Annotated in this window: 12 protein-coding genes and 1 tRNA gene; 2 read left to right on the top strand and 11 right to left on the bottom strand. The window is 71.3% G+C overall.

Annotated elements, in window-relative coordinates; genetic code table 11:
• Window positions 1-5 precede the first annotated feature (5 nt).
• The 3 genes from CRYAR_RS05040 to CRYAR_RS05030 are packed head-to-tail and all read right to left on the bottom strand — an operon-like array spanning window position 6 to window position 2,982.
• A complete protein-coding gene (locus CRYAR_RS05040) occupies window positions 6-1,778 on the bottom strand; it encodes a right-handed parallel beta-helix repeat-containing protein (RefSeq protein WP_051569767.1) in 1,773 nt (590 codons plus the stop codon).
• Window positions 1,779-1,780: 2 nt separating this feature from the next.
• Window positions 1,781-2,128 (bottom strand): hypothetical protein, encoded by a 348-nt coding sequence (locus tag CRYAR_RS42725; protein ID WP_051569766.1) that lies wholly within the window; start codon window positions 2,126-2,128, stop codon window positions 1,781-1,783.
• Window positions 2,129-2,160: 32 nt separating this feature from the next.
• Complete coding sequence (locus tag CRYAR_RS05030) at window positions 2,161-2,982, bottom strand: Bax inhibitor-1/YccA family protein (protein WP_035848733.1); 822 nt, start codon at window positions 2,980-2,982, stop codon at window positions 2,161-2,163.
• 344 nt (window positions 2,983-3,326) lie between these two features.
• Between CRYAR_RS05030 and lysX the strand changes: the two genes are divergently transcribed.
• A complete protein-coding gene (gene lysX / locus CRYAR_RS05025; protein ID WP_035860728.1) occupies window positions 3,327-6,587 on the top strand; it encodes a bifunctional lysylphosphatidylglycerol synthetase/lysine--tRNA ligase LysX in 3,261 nt (1,086 codons plus the stop codon).
• 9 nt (window positions 6,588-6,596) lie between these two features.
• On the opposite strand, the gene CRYAR_RS05020 is transcribed toward lysX, so the two are convergent.
• The 4 genes from CRYAR_RS05020 to CRYAR_RS05005 form a co-directional block, all read right to left on the bottom strand.
• Window positions 6,597-6,679 (bottom strand) — tRNA-Leu (locus CRYAR_RS05020).
• Window positions 6,680-6,828: 149 nt separating this feature from the next.
• Window positions 6,829-8,337 (bottom strand): NAD(P)/FAD-dependent oxidoreductase, encoded by a 1,509-nt coding sequence (locus CRYAR_RS05015; protein ID WP_063725660.1) that lies wholly within the window; start codon window positions 8,335-8,337, stop codon window positions 6,829-6,831.
• Window positions 8,338-8,590: 253 nt separating this feature from the next.
• A complete protein-coding gene (locus tag CRYAR_RS05010; protein WP_084700082.1) occupies window positions 8,591-9,358 on the bottom strand; it encodes a uracil-DNA glycosylase in 768 nt (255 codons plus the stop codon).
• Window positions 9,359-9,418: 60 nt separating this feature from the next.
• Window positions 9,419-10,093: a dienelactone hydrolase family protein gene (locus CRYAR_RS05005; RefSeq protein ID WP_035848730.1), complete on the bottom strand. Its 675-nt coding sequence runs from the start codon at window positions 10,091-10,093 to the stop codon at window positions 9,419-9,421.
• 159 nt (window positions 10,094-10,252) lie between these two features.
• Between CRYAR_RS05005 and CRYAR_RS05000 the strand changes: the two genes are divergently transcribed.
• Window positions 10,253-10,675 (top strand): hypothetical protein, encoded by a 423-nt coding sequence (locus CRYAR_RS05000; protein WP_035848729.1) that lies wholly within the window; start codon window positions 10,253-10,255, stop codon window positions 10,673-10,675.
• Here CRYAR_RS05000 and CRYAR_RS04995 read toward each other — a convergent pair.
• From CRYAR_RS04995 to eno, 4 genes are read right to left on the bottom strand one after another with little or no spacing between them, the layout of a single operon-like run.
• Window positions 10,672-11,580, bottom strand: coding sequence for a Ppx/GppA phosphatase family protein (locus tag CRYAR_RS04995; RefSeq protein WP_035848728.1), 909 nt, complete (start codon window positions 11,578-11,580; stop codon window positions 10,672-10,674). The two genes, CRYAR_RS05000 and CRYAR_RS04995, sit on opposite strands and share 4 nt — an antisense overlap.
• The gene (locus CRYAR_RS04990) at window positions 11,577-12,068 is read right to left on the bottom strand and encodes a DUF501 domain-containing protein (protein WP_035848726.1); all 492 of its coding nucleotides are present in this window, start codon (window positions 12,066-12,068) and stop codon (window positions 11,577-11,579) included. Before CRYAR_RS04990 ends, CRYAR_RS04995 begins: the two co-directional genes overlap by 4 nt.
• A complete protein-coding gene (locus tag CRYAR_RS04985; protein WP_084700080.1) occupies window positions 12,065-12,763 on the bottom strand; it encodes an FtsB family cell division protein in 699 nt (232 codons plus the stop codon). Before CRYAR_RS04985 ends, CRYAR_RS04990 begins: the two co-directional genes overlap by 4 nt.
• On the bottom strand, window positions 12,763-14,046 hold the full coding sequence (gene eno, locus CRYAR_RS04980) for a phosphopyruvate hydratase (protein WP_035848724.1): 1,284 nt from the start codon (window positions 14,044-14,046) through the stop codon (window positions 12,763-12,765). Before eno ends, CRYAR_RS04985 begins: the two co-directional genes overlap by 1 nt.
• Window positions 14,047-14,052 lie beyond the last annotated feature (6 nt).

Below are 14,052 nucleotides of genomic sequence, written 5' to 3'. Positions count from 1 at the left end.
GGGCCTCAGTCCACTCGCGACGACGGTACGCGGATCGTCTCCGGCGCCACCGGTGGCGGTGGACGGCGGCGGCGCCGGACCACCGCGGTCAGCACGGTCAGCCCGACGAGCGTCAGCAGCGTGAACGCCACGGCCCAGAGCCGGCCGCGGTCGGCGGCCGGACGGGCCGGTGACGGCACGGAGGCCGGTTGGGCCGCACCGATGCTCACCGGCCGGTCGGCGAGGACCGCGCCGAAGTAGTCGACGGTGTCGTCGGCGAGGTCCAGGTTCTCCCCGACCCCTGCGGCCGGCGAGTCGCCGGCCAGCGCGAACTGGGCCACGTCGGTGATCCGCGCCGGGTCGGTGACCCGTGGGGTCGCCGACGCGTCCTGCAGCTTCGGGTCGACGTCGAGACCGGTGTCGTACTTCTCCTCGCCGGTGGCTTTCCGCCAGTCCGCGAGCGACCGGTACTCGGCGCCGCCCCACTCGAACGTGGCCCCTCCCCCGGCGCGGAAGTACGCGTTGCCCCGCAGCAGCACCTGCTCGGTGGTGAAGTCGGGCGCGCTGAGCGCGGCCCCGCCGCTCTGCGAGAGCAGGAGGTTGTTCCGCAGCGTGACGCCGGTCAGCCCGTCCATCAGCTTCACCGCCGCCGGGCGGTGCGAACCGCCGCCGGGCCTGGCGACGATCGTGTTGTGGTAGATCGCGGTGTCGGCGACGCGGCCCGCGACCGTCAGAGCGCCGTACCAGCCGTTGCCGCGCACGTCGTTCACGCTGACGTTGAACCGCACCGTGTTCGCGCGGTGGGCGGTGTTGTCCCGGGCGGTGAAGACCAGCAGACCGGGCCCGTCGTTCTCGTACGACAGGTTGTACTGCAGCGTGGAATTCGACGTGTTCTGGTCGAGGTCGAACCCTCCGCCGTCGGCGGTGGTGCCGGTGCGGTTGCGGTAGGCCAGGTTGCGCTGGATCGTCACGCCGGTCGAGTCGTAGGCCCAGATACCGACGGGGCCCTCGCTCGACGAGGCGCTCGACGCACCGTTGGCGTACGCGGACGACTCCTCGATCACCCCGGTGTCCACCGAGCCGAGCACGATGCCGCTACCGCTGTGCGTGGTCGTGTTCCGCGGGTTGCCTGCGTTGTCGTACGCGGCGACACGCTGGACCCGCACGTTCCGGTGGGCGTAGGACGGGTTCGTGGCGTCGAACTCCGGGCCGTAGGTGAGCAGGCCCTCGTCCCGGTTGCCGTGCACCCGCGTGTCGGCGATCGTGACGTCCTGGAAGCCTCGGCCGGGTGCCGCGCCGGCGAACGCGATACCGATCTGGAAGCCGCTGACGTCGACGTCGCTGATCAGGATGCCGGAGGGGCGGGTCGCCACCTTGTCGTCGGCGTAGAACAGGATGCCGCTCCACGCGTCGTACGTGGTGGCGTCGCCGACGACGTCCAGGCCGCGGATCGTGATGCCGCCGGCGTCGTAGACCTTTATCGCCTCGAGGTTGCCTGCCTTGATCGTGGCCCGGCCGGTGCCGTAGGTGCCGATCGTGACGCCGGCGTCCTCGGGCATCAGCAGCAACTGCCCGTCGAACTGCGCGCCGCCCTGGAGCAGCAGCTGGTCGCCGGCCTGTAACCGTTCCTGGTTGGCCCGGGCGAGCGTCCTCCACGCGGTGGCATCGGAGAGGCCGTCGGCGGCGTCGTCACCGAGCGGGCTCAAGTGGAACGTGCGTCCGGGCGCAGCGCTCGCGGCGCCCGGCCCGGTGAGGACGACCGCGGCGGCGGCGAGCACCACCGCGAGGACGAGCCGCAACCTCACAGGGCGGCCCGCAGGGCGTCGAGACCTCTCGTCACGCGGTCGAGCTCCTCCACGTCGGGATCGGCGGCGACGTAGTCGTCGCCGAGCACAGTGAGCTGATCGACGAGCGTTCCGGGCTCGACCATCCGCGGCACCGCCCGGCGCGGCTGCCCCTCGGCGTCGGCGCCGAGGTCTGCCAGCACCTGTACCACGACGTGGAGCCGCTCGGCGACGCTCACGCCCTCCTCCAGAGCGGATCCAGAGGTCGCGCACAGCGCCGACACAGCGTCGCCCACCAACGGCGACGCCGCCGCGGAGAACCGCGGCGGCGTCCAGTACGACAACAGGGTGGTCAGCCGGCCCACCGAGAGGCGGAACCGATCGACCTGGGCCGGTATCAATCCCGGAAGTACGACAGCAGTCGCAGGATCTCCAGGTACAGCCAGATCAGACCGACGACGATGCCGAAGGCCGACAGCCAGGCGTACTTCTTGTCGGCACCGGCCGCCGAGAGCTCCTCGATCTGCTTGAAGTCGAGGGCGAACGTCAGCGCGGCGATGCAGATGCAGACCAGGCTGAAGATGATCGCGATGCCGCCACCGTCACGCAGGCCGAAGCCACCGTCGATGAACAGGCTCGCGACGAAGTTCGCCAGCATCAGCACGACGACGCCGATCAGCGCGCCGATGACCATCTTCGCGAAGAACGGGGTGACCCGGATGATCTTGAACTTGTAGAGCGCGGCCATGCTGAAGAAGACACCGAACGTGCCGATCACCGCCTGGATGACGATGCCGGGGTAGAGCGCCTCGAACGACTGGCTGATCACCCCGAGGAACAGGCCCTCGGCGGCCGCGTAGGTGAGGATCAGGGCCGGGTTGGTGAGGCCCATGAACGAGATGACCAGGCCCAGCACGAGCCCGACCATCGCGGCGGCGATGGCGACGCCGACCGAGATGCTGTCCGGCAGCACGAACCAGCCGATCGCGCCGAACACACCGACGACGGCGAGCATCGCCACGGTGCGGACGACGACGTCGTCGACGGTCATCCGTCCCGCGGTCGGCGGGGCGTACTGCTGCGCGTATTCCGGTGACTGAGGGTAACCAGCCGGGGCGCCGTAGCCGCCGTAGGGCTGCTGCGCCGGTGCCCGGTGGAAGGTCGCGTGCTGGGCTGACCGGTCAGCCAGCCTACTCAGCACGGGGTTGCTGCTCTTCACGACGCCTCCTCGGCCTGGACGGCCAACGTCAAAGGCCGACCTCGCTGGTCGGGGACCTCAATCGTAGCGCGGGGCAACACCCGACCTCAGGGTGTGCTACCCCAGTTCTCAGTCGCTTGCCAGGTTCGCCGTCGCAATCGCAAGCGGCAGGCGGGTGCGGGCCGCGAGATCGTCGGAAATCGGTTGCACGACTCCACTACTGAACGTACCGAAATCGGGTGCCGAATCCTCGGTTCGGGCCCGACCGGGCGCTGGCCGGGGCCATCGAGAACACGCACGTGGCCGACGACGTCTCCGCCGACGAGTCCGGCCGGTCCGACCCCCGCGCCGGGGCGCGCCGCGGCATGTGGGAGTTTCCGCAAATGAACGAGCGCGTGACGTCGTGGTCGGGGCGCGTGGTCACGGTCGCCGGGGTGTGGCTCGTGGTGAGCTTCCCGCTGCGCCACCGCACCTGGGTGCAGTGGATCGACGCGGCGTTCGAACTGCTGAACGTGCCGACGGCGCGCAACCTGTTCGTGATCGTGGCGCTGCTGCTGCTGGGCAGCGCACTTCGGCGGCGCCTGCGGTCCGCGCTGATCGTGGTGATCGCCTACCAGCTGGCGGCAGGCCTCCTGCAGCTGCCGGTCGTCGCGATCGCGGCGGCGAACTGGTCGGATCTGGACGCGACCGATCTCGACCTCGACCGGACCGAGGTCGTGCTCACCGCCGTCTCGGCCGCGGTCGGCGTCGTGCTCGGCGTCGCCCTGCTGCGCGTGCGCCGCGCGTTCCCGGCGCGGCTCGCCCCCGGCTCCCGGCGGGCGGCGCTCGCGGTGCTGGCCGGCGGGCTGATCGCGTCCTGGGCTACCACGGTCTGGCTGACCCAGCTGTTCCCGCACACGCTGAGCGGCGCCCGCGAACACCTGACCTGGGCCACCCGCTCGGCGTTCGGGGTCACCGCGGCCGGTGACCAGGCCGGCCTGAACGGACACCTCGGCCACCACTGGGTGGCGGTGCTCGGCGGAACCCTGTCGGCGTCGGCGCTGCTCGGCGCCGTCGCGGTGTTCCTGCGGGCCGCCCGGGCCGCCCAGTACCTCGGCGCCGACGACGAACTGGCGGTACGCCGGCTGCTGCTGGAGAGCGGCGAACGTGACTCGCTGGGCTACTTCGCCACCCGCCGCGACAAGGCGGTCGTCTTCTCCGCCGACGGCCGGGCCGCGGTCACCTACCGGGTGGTCGCCTCGGTGAGCCTGGCCAGCGCCGATCCGATCGGGCACCCGTCGTCCTGGCCCGCCGCGATCGAGGCCTGGCTCGCGGACGCCCGCGGGCACGGCTGGTTCCCGGCGGTGCTCTCGGCGAGCGAGGCCGGCGCGAGCGCCTACGTCGACGCCGGGCTGAAGGCGCTGAGCCTCGGCGACGAGGCGATCGTCGACGTCGAGGACTTCACGCTCGACGGTCGCACGATGCGCCCGGTCCGGCAGGCCGTCACCCGGATCCGCCGGGCCGGGTACACGCTCGTGGCCCGCCGCCACGACGCGGTCGGCCCCGACGAGTGGGCGGTACTCGAGCGGAAAGCGGAGGAGTGGCGCGGCGACGCCCCCGAGCGCGGCTTCTCGATGGCGCTCGGCCGGTTCGGCGACCCCAGCGACGACCGCTGCGTCCTGGTCACCGCCCACGACGCGAACGGCGACGTCCGCGGGTTGCTGTCGTTCGTGCCGTGGGGCACCCGGGGCCTGTCGCTGGATCTGATGCGGCGGGACCGGGACGCCGAGAACGGGCTCAACGAGTTCATGGTCGCCGGGCTCATCGAGGCGTGCCCGGGCCTGGCGGTCAGCCGGATCTCGCTGAACTTCGCGATGTTCCGCTCGGTGTTCAGCTCCGCCGACCGCGTCGGCGCGGGCCCGGTCACCCGGCTGACCGACGCGGTGCTGTCGGTCGCGTCGCGGTTCTGGCAGCTGGAGTCGCTGTACCGCTCCAACGCGAAGTACCTCCCGGCCTGGCTGCCGCGGTTCGTCTGTTACGACTCCTCGCTGACGCTGACCCGCGCGGCGGTCGCCGCCGGCATGTCCGAGGGCTTCCTGCCCGCCCTGACGCCGAGCGGGCGGATGCTCGAGGACGGCTTCGCCGAGAAGGTGACCAGGCAGGAGGCGGACCTGCTCCGCCCGGCCCGGCCGCAGTACCGCCTCAACCAGCAGCAGCGTGCCCGCCGCGCGAAAGCCGAACAGCTCGAAGACCCGTATCCGGTGCGGGTGCCGCGAACCACGTCGCTGAGCGAGGTCAGGACCGCGCACGGCGGGCTGGCCCCGGGCGAACGCACCGGTGCGCCGGTGAGCGTCACCGGCCGGGTGCGTGCCCTGCGTGACCTGGGCGGTGTCAGCTTCGGCGTCCTGCAGGAGGACGGCGTCACGCTGCAGGTGATGCTCACCGCGGACGGCACGCCCGAAAGCGTCCGCCGCCGCTGGAAGCAGACCGTCGACCTCGGGGACCACGTCGCCGTCACCGGCGAGGTGGTCACCTCCGACCGGGGTGAGCTGTCGGTCCTGGCCGAGGACTGGACGATGGCGGCCAAGTGCCTGCGGCCGCTGCCCGACGCGCACGCCGGGTTCTCCGACCCGGAGGCCAGGGTGCGTCAGCGCTACCTCGACCTGCTGGTCAACGACGACGCGATGCGCGTGCTGACGCACCGCAGCACCGCCGTCCGCGCGCTGCGCGACGGGTTCGCCGCCCGCGGGTTCACCGAGGTCGAGACACCGATGCTGCAGGCCGTGCACGGCGGGGCGACGGCGCGGCCGTTCCGCACGCACATCAACGCCTACGACACCGACCTGTACCTGCGGATCGCGCCCGAGCTCTACCTCAAGCGCCTCTGCGTCGCCGGGATGTCGAAGGTCTTCGAGCTCAACCGCAACTTCCGCAACGAAGGCGCCGACGCGACCCACAATCCGGAGTTCACCGCGCTCGAGGCCTACCAGGCCCACGCCGACTACACGGACATGCGTGAGCTGACCCGCGAACTCATCCTCGACGTCGCGACCTCGGTGCACGGCTCACCGGTCGCGGTGCGCCCCGAGGGCCCGGTGGATCTGACCGCACCGTGGCCGGTGGTCACCGTGCACGACGCGATCAGCCGGGCGACCGGCGCGCGACTGACGTCGGACACCCCGCTCGCGGACTTCCGGCGCGTCTGCGCGGAGCACGGCGTCAACGCTCCGGCCGACGCGACGCCAGGCGAGCTCGCGGCCGCGCTCTATGACGCGCTCGTCGAGAAGAACACGACGTACCCGACGTTCTACACCGACTTCCCGCTCGACACCTCACCGCTGACCCGTACCCACCGCGACGATCCGCGGCTGGCCGAACGCTGGGACCTGGTCGCGTACGGCGCCGAGTTGGGGACCGCGTACTCGGAGCTCGTCGACCCGATCGACCAGCGCGAACGCCTGACCACGCAGTCGATCAAGGCGGCCGCGGGCGACCCGGAGGCCATGCAGATCGACGAGGCCTTCCTCACCGCGCTGGAGTACGCGATGCCGCCGACCGGCGGGCTAGGACTGGGGGTCGACCGGTTGGTGATGTTCCTGACCGGCACCAGCATCCGCGCGACGCTGGCATTTCCCTTCCACCGGTAAGTAATTCAGTGCCCGGAGCGGGACTCGAACCCGCACGCTCTTTCGAGCAGCCGTTTTTAAGACGGCCGTGTCTGCCATTCCACCATCCGGACTCGGCAATCACCGTACGGGGGCGAACCCCGCTGGTGTATCGGCTTTGCCAGAAGTGGGATCGGTCAGTCCGGCCATAAGTGAACAGGTAACGTCGCCCGGCAACCAGCCGGGCGACGTTCTGCAACCATCGCGTATCTACCGGTGTTTACTAGCGGGCGACCGGGGCCTTTTCCGGCGCTTCGTCGGCCACCTCGACGGCCTCCGTGGGCTGCGCGGGCTTGACGGTCTCGGCGGGCTTCGCGGTCTCGGCCGGCTTCGCGGCGGGCTTGGCCGATTCGGCGTCGCCGGCCTTGCCACCGGCGGGCGCCGCCGGGGTGGCGGTGGGCCTGGCCGCCGGGGTCGGCGTCGCGAACAGCTCGAAGCTGGCCCGCGGGTCGTGCAGCTGGCCGAGCGCGACGACCTCGCGGCGCAGGAACAGCGCGAGCGTCCAGTCGGCGAGCACCCGCACCTTGCGGTTGAAGGTGGGCACGCGGCTCAGGTGGTACGAGCGGTGCATGAACCAGGCCGCGAAGCCCTTGGTCTTGATGCCGTAGACCTGCGCGACACCCTTGTACAGGCCGAGGCTCGCCACCGAACCGACGTGCTTGTGCCGGTAGTCCTCCGGCTGGCCACCGTTGAGCAGGATGCCGAGGTTGGCACCGAGCCGCTTGGCCTGACGGACCGCGTGCTGCGCGCTCGGCGAGCAGGTCGCGCCCGGGGTCTCCGAACTCAGGTCGGGCACCGCGGCGCAGTCACCGGCGCTCCACGCGCCCTCGACGACGTTGCCGTCGGGGTCGACGACCTGCAGCGTCGGCAGGCAGGTCACCCGGCCGCGCTCGTCCAGCGGCAGGTCGGTGTTGGCCAGCATCGGGTGCGCCTTGACGCCGGCGGTCCAGACGACGGTCCGCGACGGGAACTCGTCGCCGTCGGAGAGCTTGACGATCCCGTCCTCGCAGGACTGCAGGAACGTGTTGAGCCGGATGTCGATGCCGCGGTCGAGGAGGCGCTGCACGGTGTAGGCGCCCATCTCGGGGCCGACCTCGGGCAGGATCCGCTGGCTCGCCTCGACCAGCACGAACCGGATGTCGGACTGGCTGAGCGTCTCGTAGTACTTGACCGCGTCGCGGACCATGTCCTCGAGCTCGGCCAGCGCCTCGATACCGGCGTAGCCACCGCCGACGAACGTGAACGTGGTGGCGGCCTTGCGCAGCTCCGGGTCGTCGGTGCTGTCGGCGGCGTCGAGCTCACCGAGCACCTGGTTACGCAGGTAGATGGCCTCACCGATGGTCTTGAAGCCGACCGCGTGTTCCTTGAGGCCCGGGATGGGAAGCGTCCGGGAGACCGAGCCCGGCGCGAGAATGATGTGGTCGTACGTCAGCTCGTACGGGTTGCCCACCACCGGGGTGATGTGCGCCGTCTTGTGGGCGTGGTCCACGCTGTCGACGTAGCCGGTGATGATGTGGGCGTGCCGCAGCGTCTTGCGGAGCGGCGCCACGACGTGGCGGGGCTCCAGGTTGCCGGCGGCGGCCTCGGGGAGGAACGGCTGATAGGTCATGTGAGGCTGTGGATCGACAACGGTGATCCGCGCCTTCTTCGCCTTCTTCTGCAGCTCCAACGCCGTGTACATACCGACGTACCCACCACCGACGACGAGGATGTGCGGTCGATCCGCGCTCATGCCTCTGCACCTTCCGCGCTTGCGGCGGCGCCGGTTCTGGCGCCGTCAGGCTTGCTCCGGACCCGCTCTGGTCCCGACTCGTAAAAAGCGTAACCACGGGCTCTTGAACGATTCGTTGCGCGGTCGCGCGATGCGACCGCCGACACACTTGCCCGGCTACCCGTGACGTCCCGCCCGACACCTCAGCGGCCCCGAACGATGTCCCCGTTCACAGTTTTGACCGCCGGTCACCCGTCCAAACCGATCCGGATTCTCACATCTGTGTCAATGCTTTGGCCTGGGCGAATATTCCATCGAGCATAGGCTCGGTGAGCACGCCCGTGAAGGTGTTCTGCTGGCTGACGTGGTAGCAGCCGAGCATCGTGACGTCGGTTCCCGGCACCGCGACGGCGGCTCCGTGGCCGAACCTGGGGCGGGGTCGCGGTGCTGTTCCGCCGAGCGCCCCGACCACCGGCCAGAACGACGTCCAGGCAAACGCGCCGAGCGCGACGATCACCGTGAGGGTGGGCGCCATCAGCTGCAGTTCGCGGACCAGCCAGGGGGAACAGGTGTCGCGCTCGACCGGGGTCGGCTTGTTCGCCGGTGGGGCGCAGCGCACGGCGGCGGCGATCCGGACGTCGCGGAGTTCCAGCCCGTCGTCGACCGAGACGCTCGTCGGCTGGTTGGCCAGGCCCGCGCGGTGGAGTGCGGCGTAGAGCCAGTCGCCCGAGCGGTCGCCGGTGAACACGCGCCCGGTGCGGTTCGCACCGTGGGCGGCCGGGGCCAGGCCCAGCACCAGGATCCGGGCATCCGGAGGGCCGAAGCCGGGCGCCGGGCGTCCCCAGTAGGTCTGGTCGGCGAACGCGGCCCGTTTCTCGGCCGCGACCCGCTCGCGCCACTCGACCAGGCGGTCGCACGCCCGGCAGTGCGCTACGCCTGCGTCCAGCTCGTCGAGGTTCTGCGCCCCGGCGGCGAGTTCGCGCACCTGCGCCGCGTCGGCGGCAACCGGTGCGTCCGCATCGAGGTATGCGGGTCGGCCCATCCTTCCATCTTCGCCGATGGCCGAACCGGGGGTGTGGGGCCCACACCCCCGGTTCCAGGCTCACGGCGTGCGGCGGAACACCTCGAGTGTGCGGGCCCACGCGGTCGCGGCCGCGTGGGGGTCGTAGCTGTCCGGGCGGTCGTCGTTGTAGAAGCCGCGCTTGGTGCCGGGGTACTCGTGGACCGTCAGGTCACCCCCGGCCGCTTCGACCGCTTTCTTCGCGAGCTCGAGTTCCGGCCCGGTGGTGGACGCGTCCTCGTCGGCGGCGTGCACGATCGCGGTCGTGCCCCCGAAGGCGGCCCAGTTCGGCGTCGTCGGCTGCCACGGCACGAGGGGGTAGAACGCCCCGGCCGCGATCACGTCGTCGCTCAGGCCGGCCGCGAACAACGCGAGCGACCCACCGAGTCCGAAACCGACGGCGCCGATCGTGCCGCCCACCGCCCCGGCCAGGAACCCGGCTGCTCCGACCAGGTCAGCCGCCACCCGGTCAGCGGAGAGATCCTCGGCGAGTCTCTGCGCCTCGTCGGCGTCGCTCACCACCGTGCCGCCGTAGACGTCCGGCGCCAGGGCCACGAAGCCTTCGCCGGCTAAACGGTCGGCTACCGACCTGATCTGTCCGCCCAGACCCCACCAAGCGGGCAGCACCAGAATGCCCGGTCCGCTCTCGCTGTCCGGCCGCGCTAGGTAGCCGTCCGCCGTACCGCCATCAGTTCGAAAACTTACGTTCTCACCCACGGCAGACTCCCTTCGATTGGCGTCACCCAATCACGCGAGTGGACCCCGTGGAACCGATCCGGCGCTACGTCACAATCGACATCAACCTCCCTGAATCGATGCGGAAGGGGCGCTGATCCCTGTTTTCGACCGCTGGAGGCGACCGGATAACGTGCGCGCATGAGCACACTGCTAGCCGATCTGCTCGCCGCCCCGGGGCTGTACCGCGGGCGCGGCGACGGCGCGGAGTCCGGGCCGTTCCTGGCCCGGCTGGTGGTGACGCCGGTCGTCTCGGCTCGCGGAGTGGTCATCGACTACGAGGCCACGTCGGACCGTCGCGGCCTGCACCACGTCGAGCATTCGGTCCTGACGACGAGCGAGGACGGCCGGCAGGCCCTGCACGTGTGCTGCACGGAACTACCGGGCGTGGTGACGTTCAACGAGAGCAAGCCCGGGATCTTCACCGCGTACGACGGGGGCCTGACCGCCCGCATCGTGATCACCGCGCCGCAGCCCGGCTCCCTGACCTACTCCTGGTGGTGGACCCGCGACGAGGGCGAGCCCAAGGAGCAGTTCCGGGCGGACGTGCGGCGGACCGGCTAGGACAGCGACCAGGCGATGCCGTCGAGGATGTCGTGCTCGGAGGCGACGACCGAGTCCGCGCCGACCTGGTCCATGATCACGCGCAGCACCAGGGCGCCGGCGCCGATCACGTCCACCCGGCCGGGGTGCATGACCGGGTAGGCCGCGCGCTGCTCGCGGGTCTGGGTGAGCAGCCGGTCGGTCACCTCGGTGACCTGGTCACGGCTGATCCGGGCGTGGTGGATCGCGGCCGGGTCGTACCCGGTGAGCCCGAGCGCGAGCGCGGTCACGGTGGTGACCGATCCGGCGAGCCCGACGAGCGTCCTGGCCTTCTCCACCGGCACGACCTCACGGGCGAGGTCGACGGCCGCGACGACGTCCCGCTCGGTCGCCGTGATCTCGGCCGCCGTGGGCGGGTCGCTGCGCAGGTGGCGCTCGGTGAGGCGCACACAGCCGATGTCCACCGAACGGGCCGCGTCCACCCCGTCGGTGCCGAGCACGAACTCGGTGGAACCGCCACCGATGTCGACGACGAGATACGGCGGCTCGCCGCTGCGCAGCCCACGCACGGCGCCGTCGAACGACAGCCGCGCCTCCTCGTCGCCGGTGATCACCTCGGGCGCGCGGCCCAGCGTCGAGAGCACCATCGCGCGGAAGTCGTCGGCGTTCGACGCGTCGCGGCTCGCGCTGGTGGCGACCATGCGCACGCGCTCGGCGCCGAGCTCCCGGATCTGCGACGCGTAGCCGGCGAGCGCCACCCGGGTGCGCTCGATCGCTTCGGGCGCGAGCCGGCCCGTCTCGTCCACGCCCTGACCGAGCCGCACGATCGTCATCTCGCGCACGACGTCGACCAGAGTGTCGTCGGAGAGATCAGCCACCAGCAGACGGATCGAGTTCGTCCCGCAGTCGATCGCCGCGACCCTCATCGTTCGCCGCACGGGTTCCGCTCCCACCAGTTGCCGACGGCTTCGACGGCCTCGTCGCCGAACGGGTTGACGCCCGGACCGGCAGCCAGCGCGTGACCGGCCAGCGCGTGCAGGCACTTGACCCGGGTGGGCATGCCGCCCGCGGTCACCCCGTCGATCTCCGGCACCTCGCCGAGCTTGCGCCGGCGCTCCAGGTAGTCCTGATGGGCGGTCTCGTAGCGGGCGGCGAGCTCCGGGTCCTCTTCGAGGCGCGCGGACATGTCGCGCATCAACCCGCCGGACTCCTCGGTGGACAGCAGCCCGGCCAGCCGGGGGCAGGTCAGGTAGAACGTGGTCGGGAACGGCGTGCCGTCGGGCAGCCGCGGCGCGGTCTCGACGACGTCCGGCGCGCCGCACGGGCAGCGGTGCGCGACGCCGATCGCGCCGCGCGGGACGCGCCCGAGCTGAGCCGCCACCGTCTCGTGATCGGCTTCCGACAGACCTGTCACTTTTGGTCGGCCGCCTCGACGCTGTCCCAGAGCCGCCCGTACCAGGAGCGCGGGTCGTTGACCGGCGAACCGGACGGCTCGGTGGAGGTGGGGCCTCCGTTACCGCGTGACGGGTCCTGCACGACGTACCGCTTCTCCCCTGGTTGGGTCAGTTGCAGACGCGACCGGGCCTGACCCTTGACGTACTCGGGATCGTTCCACGCGTCCAGCTCCGAGCGTAGCGCCGCGATCCGCTCGTTCTGGCGGGCCTGGGCGCGCTCGGCCTCCGCGATCTGCGACCGCTGAGCGAGGTACTGCTGGACCGGGTACGCGAGCGTCAGCACGAGCACCGCGAACAGGATCGCGAGCACGGCCGCGCGGCCGGTGAACCGGCCTTCGCCACGCCGGACGAACCGGCGTCCGTCGAGCGCCGCGGTCGCGGAGGCCGCGGTGCGGCGGACGCCCGGCCTGCGCCCTTCGCGGCTACCGGCGCCCGGGCTGCGTCCCGCGCCCCGCCGCTGGGCCGGCAGCGACGAGACCGGGTAGTCACGCTGCTTGCCGGGCACCCGGCCGGTGACGCGCCCGCCGTGCGGGGTCGTACCCCGCGGGGTGGAGTTCCGCGCCGCACTCCTGGCCGCCGACGACGTCGACGGGCGGCGGTTGCCACCGGCCCGGGACGGACGCTGGCCACTGGGAGTACGGCGCGGACCGGCCATCAGGAGGCCGGGGTGTACCGGGGGAAGGCGGTGGTGCCGGCGTAGGTCGCCGCGTCGTCCAGCTCCTCCTCGATGCGGAGCAGCTGGTTGTACTTGGCGATCCGCTCGGAGCGGGCCGGGGCACCGGTCTTGATCTGGCCGGCGTCGGTGGCCACCGCGAGGTCGGCGATCGTGGTGTCCTCGGTCTCACCGGAGCGGTGGCTCAGCATGCACTTGAAGCCGGCCCGGTGGGCGAGCGAGACCGCGTCGAACGTCTCGGTGAGCGTGCCGATCTGGTTGACCTTCACCAGCAGCGCGTTACCGGCCTTCTCGGCGATGCCGCGGGCCAGCCGCTCCGGGTTGGTGACGTACAGGTCGTCGCCGACCAGCTGGACGCGCTGGCCCAGACCGGAGGTGAGCGCCTTCCACCCGTCCCAGTCGTCCTCGGACAGGCCGTCCTCGATCGAGACGATCGGGTAGTTGTTCACCAGCTCGGTGTAGTAGTCGGCCAGTTCGGCCGACGACTTCTTGGCGCCCTCGAACTCGTACGCGCCGTCACGGTAGAACTCGGTCGCCGCGACGTCGAGCGCGAGCACGATGTCGGTGCCCAGCGTGTAGCCGGCCTTGTCGATCGCGGTGGCGATCAGGTCGAGCGCGGCGCGGTTGCTGGAGAGGCTCGGCGCGAAACCGCCCTCGTCACCGAGGCCGGTGGCCAGCCCCTGCGACTTCAGGACGCTCTTGAGCGCGTGGTAGGTCTCGGCCCCCCAGCGCAGCGCCTCCTTGAAGGAGCCGGCGCCGATCGGCGCGATCATGAACTCCTGGATGTCGACGTTCGAGTCGGCGTGCGCGCCACCGTTGAGGATGTTCAGCATCGGCACCGGCAGCGTGTGCGCGTTCGGGCCACCGAGGTAGCGGAACAGCGGCAGCTGCGCCGAGTCGGCGGCCGCCTTCGCAACGGCGAGCGAGACGCCGAGGATCGCGTTGGCGCCCAGGCGGCCCTTGTTGTCGGTGCCGTCCAGGTCGATCATCGCCTGGTCGATCAGCCGCTGCTCGGCGGCGTCGTACCCGAGCAGCTCGGGGCCGATCTCGTCGTCGACGGCCTGGACGGCCTTCTCGACACCCTTGCCCAGGTATCGCGTGCCGCCGTCACGCAGTTCGACGGCCTCGTAGGCACCGGTGGATGCGCCGCTCGGGACGGCCGCGCGGGCGACGGTGTCGTCGTCGAGGATGACCTCGACCTCGACGGTCGGGTTACCGCGCGAGTCAAGAATTTCACGGGCGGCGACGGCCTCGATCGTGGCCACTGCATC

The sequence above is a fragment of the Cryptosporangium arvum DSM 44712 genome (assembly GCF_000585375.1).
Lineage (GTDB): Bacteria > Actinomycetota > Actinomycetes > Mycobacteriales > Cryptosporangiaceae > Cryptosporangium > Cryptosporangium arvum.
This window is presented reverse-complemented; position numbering and strand designations above follow the sequence as displayed.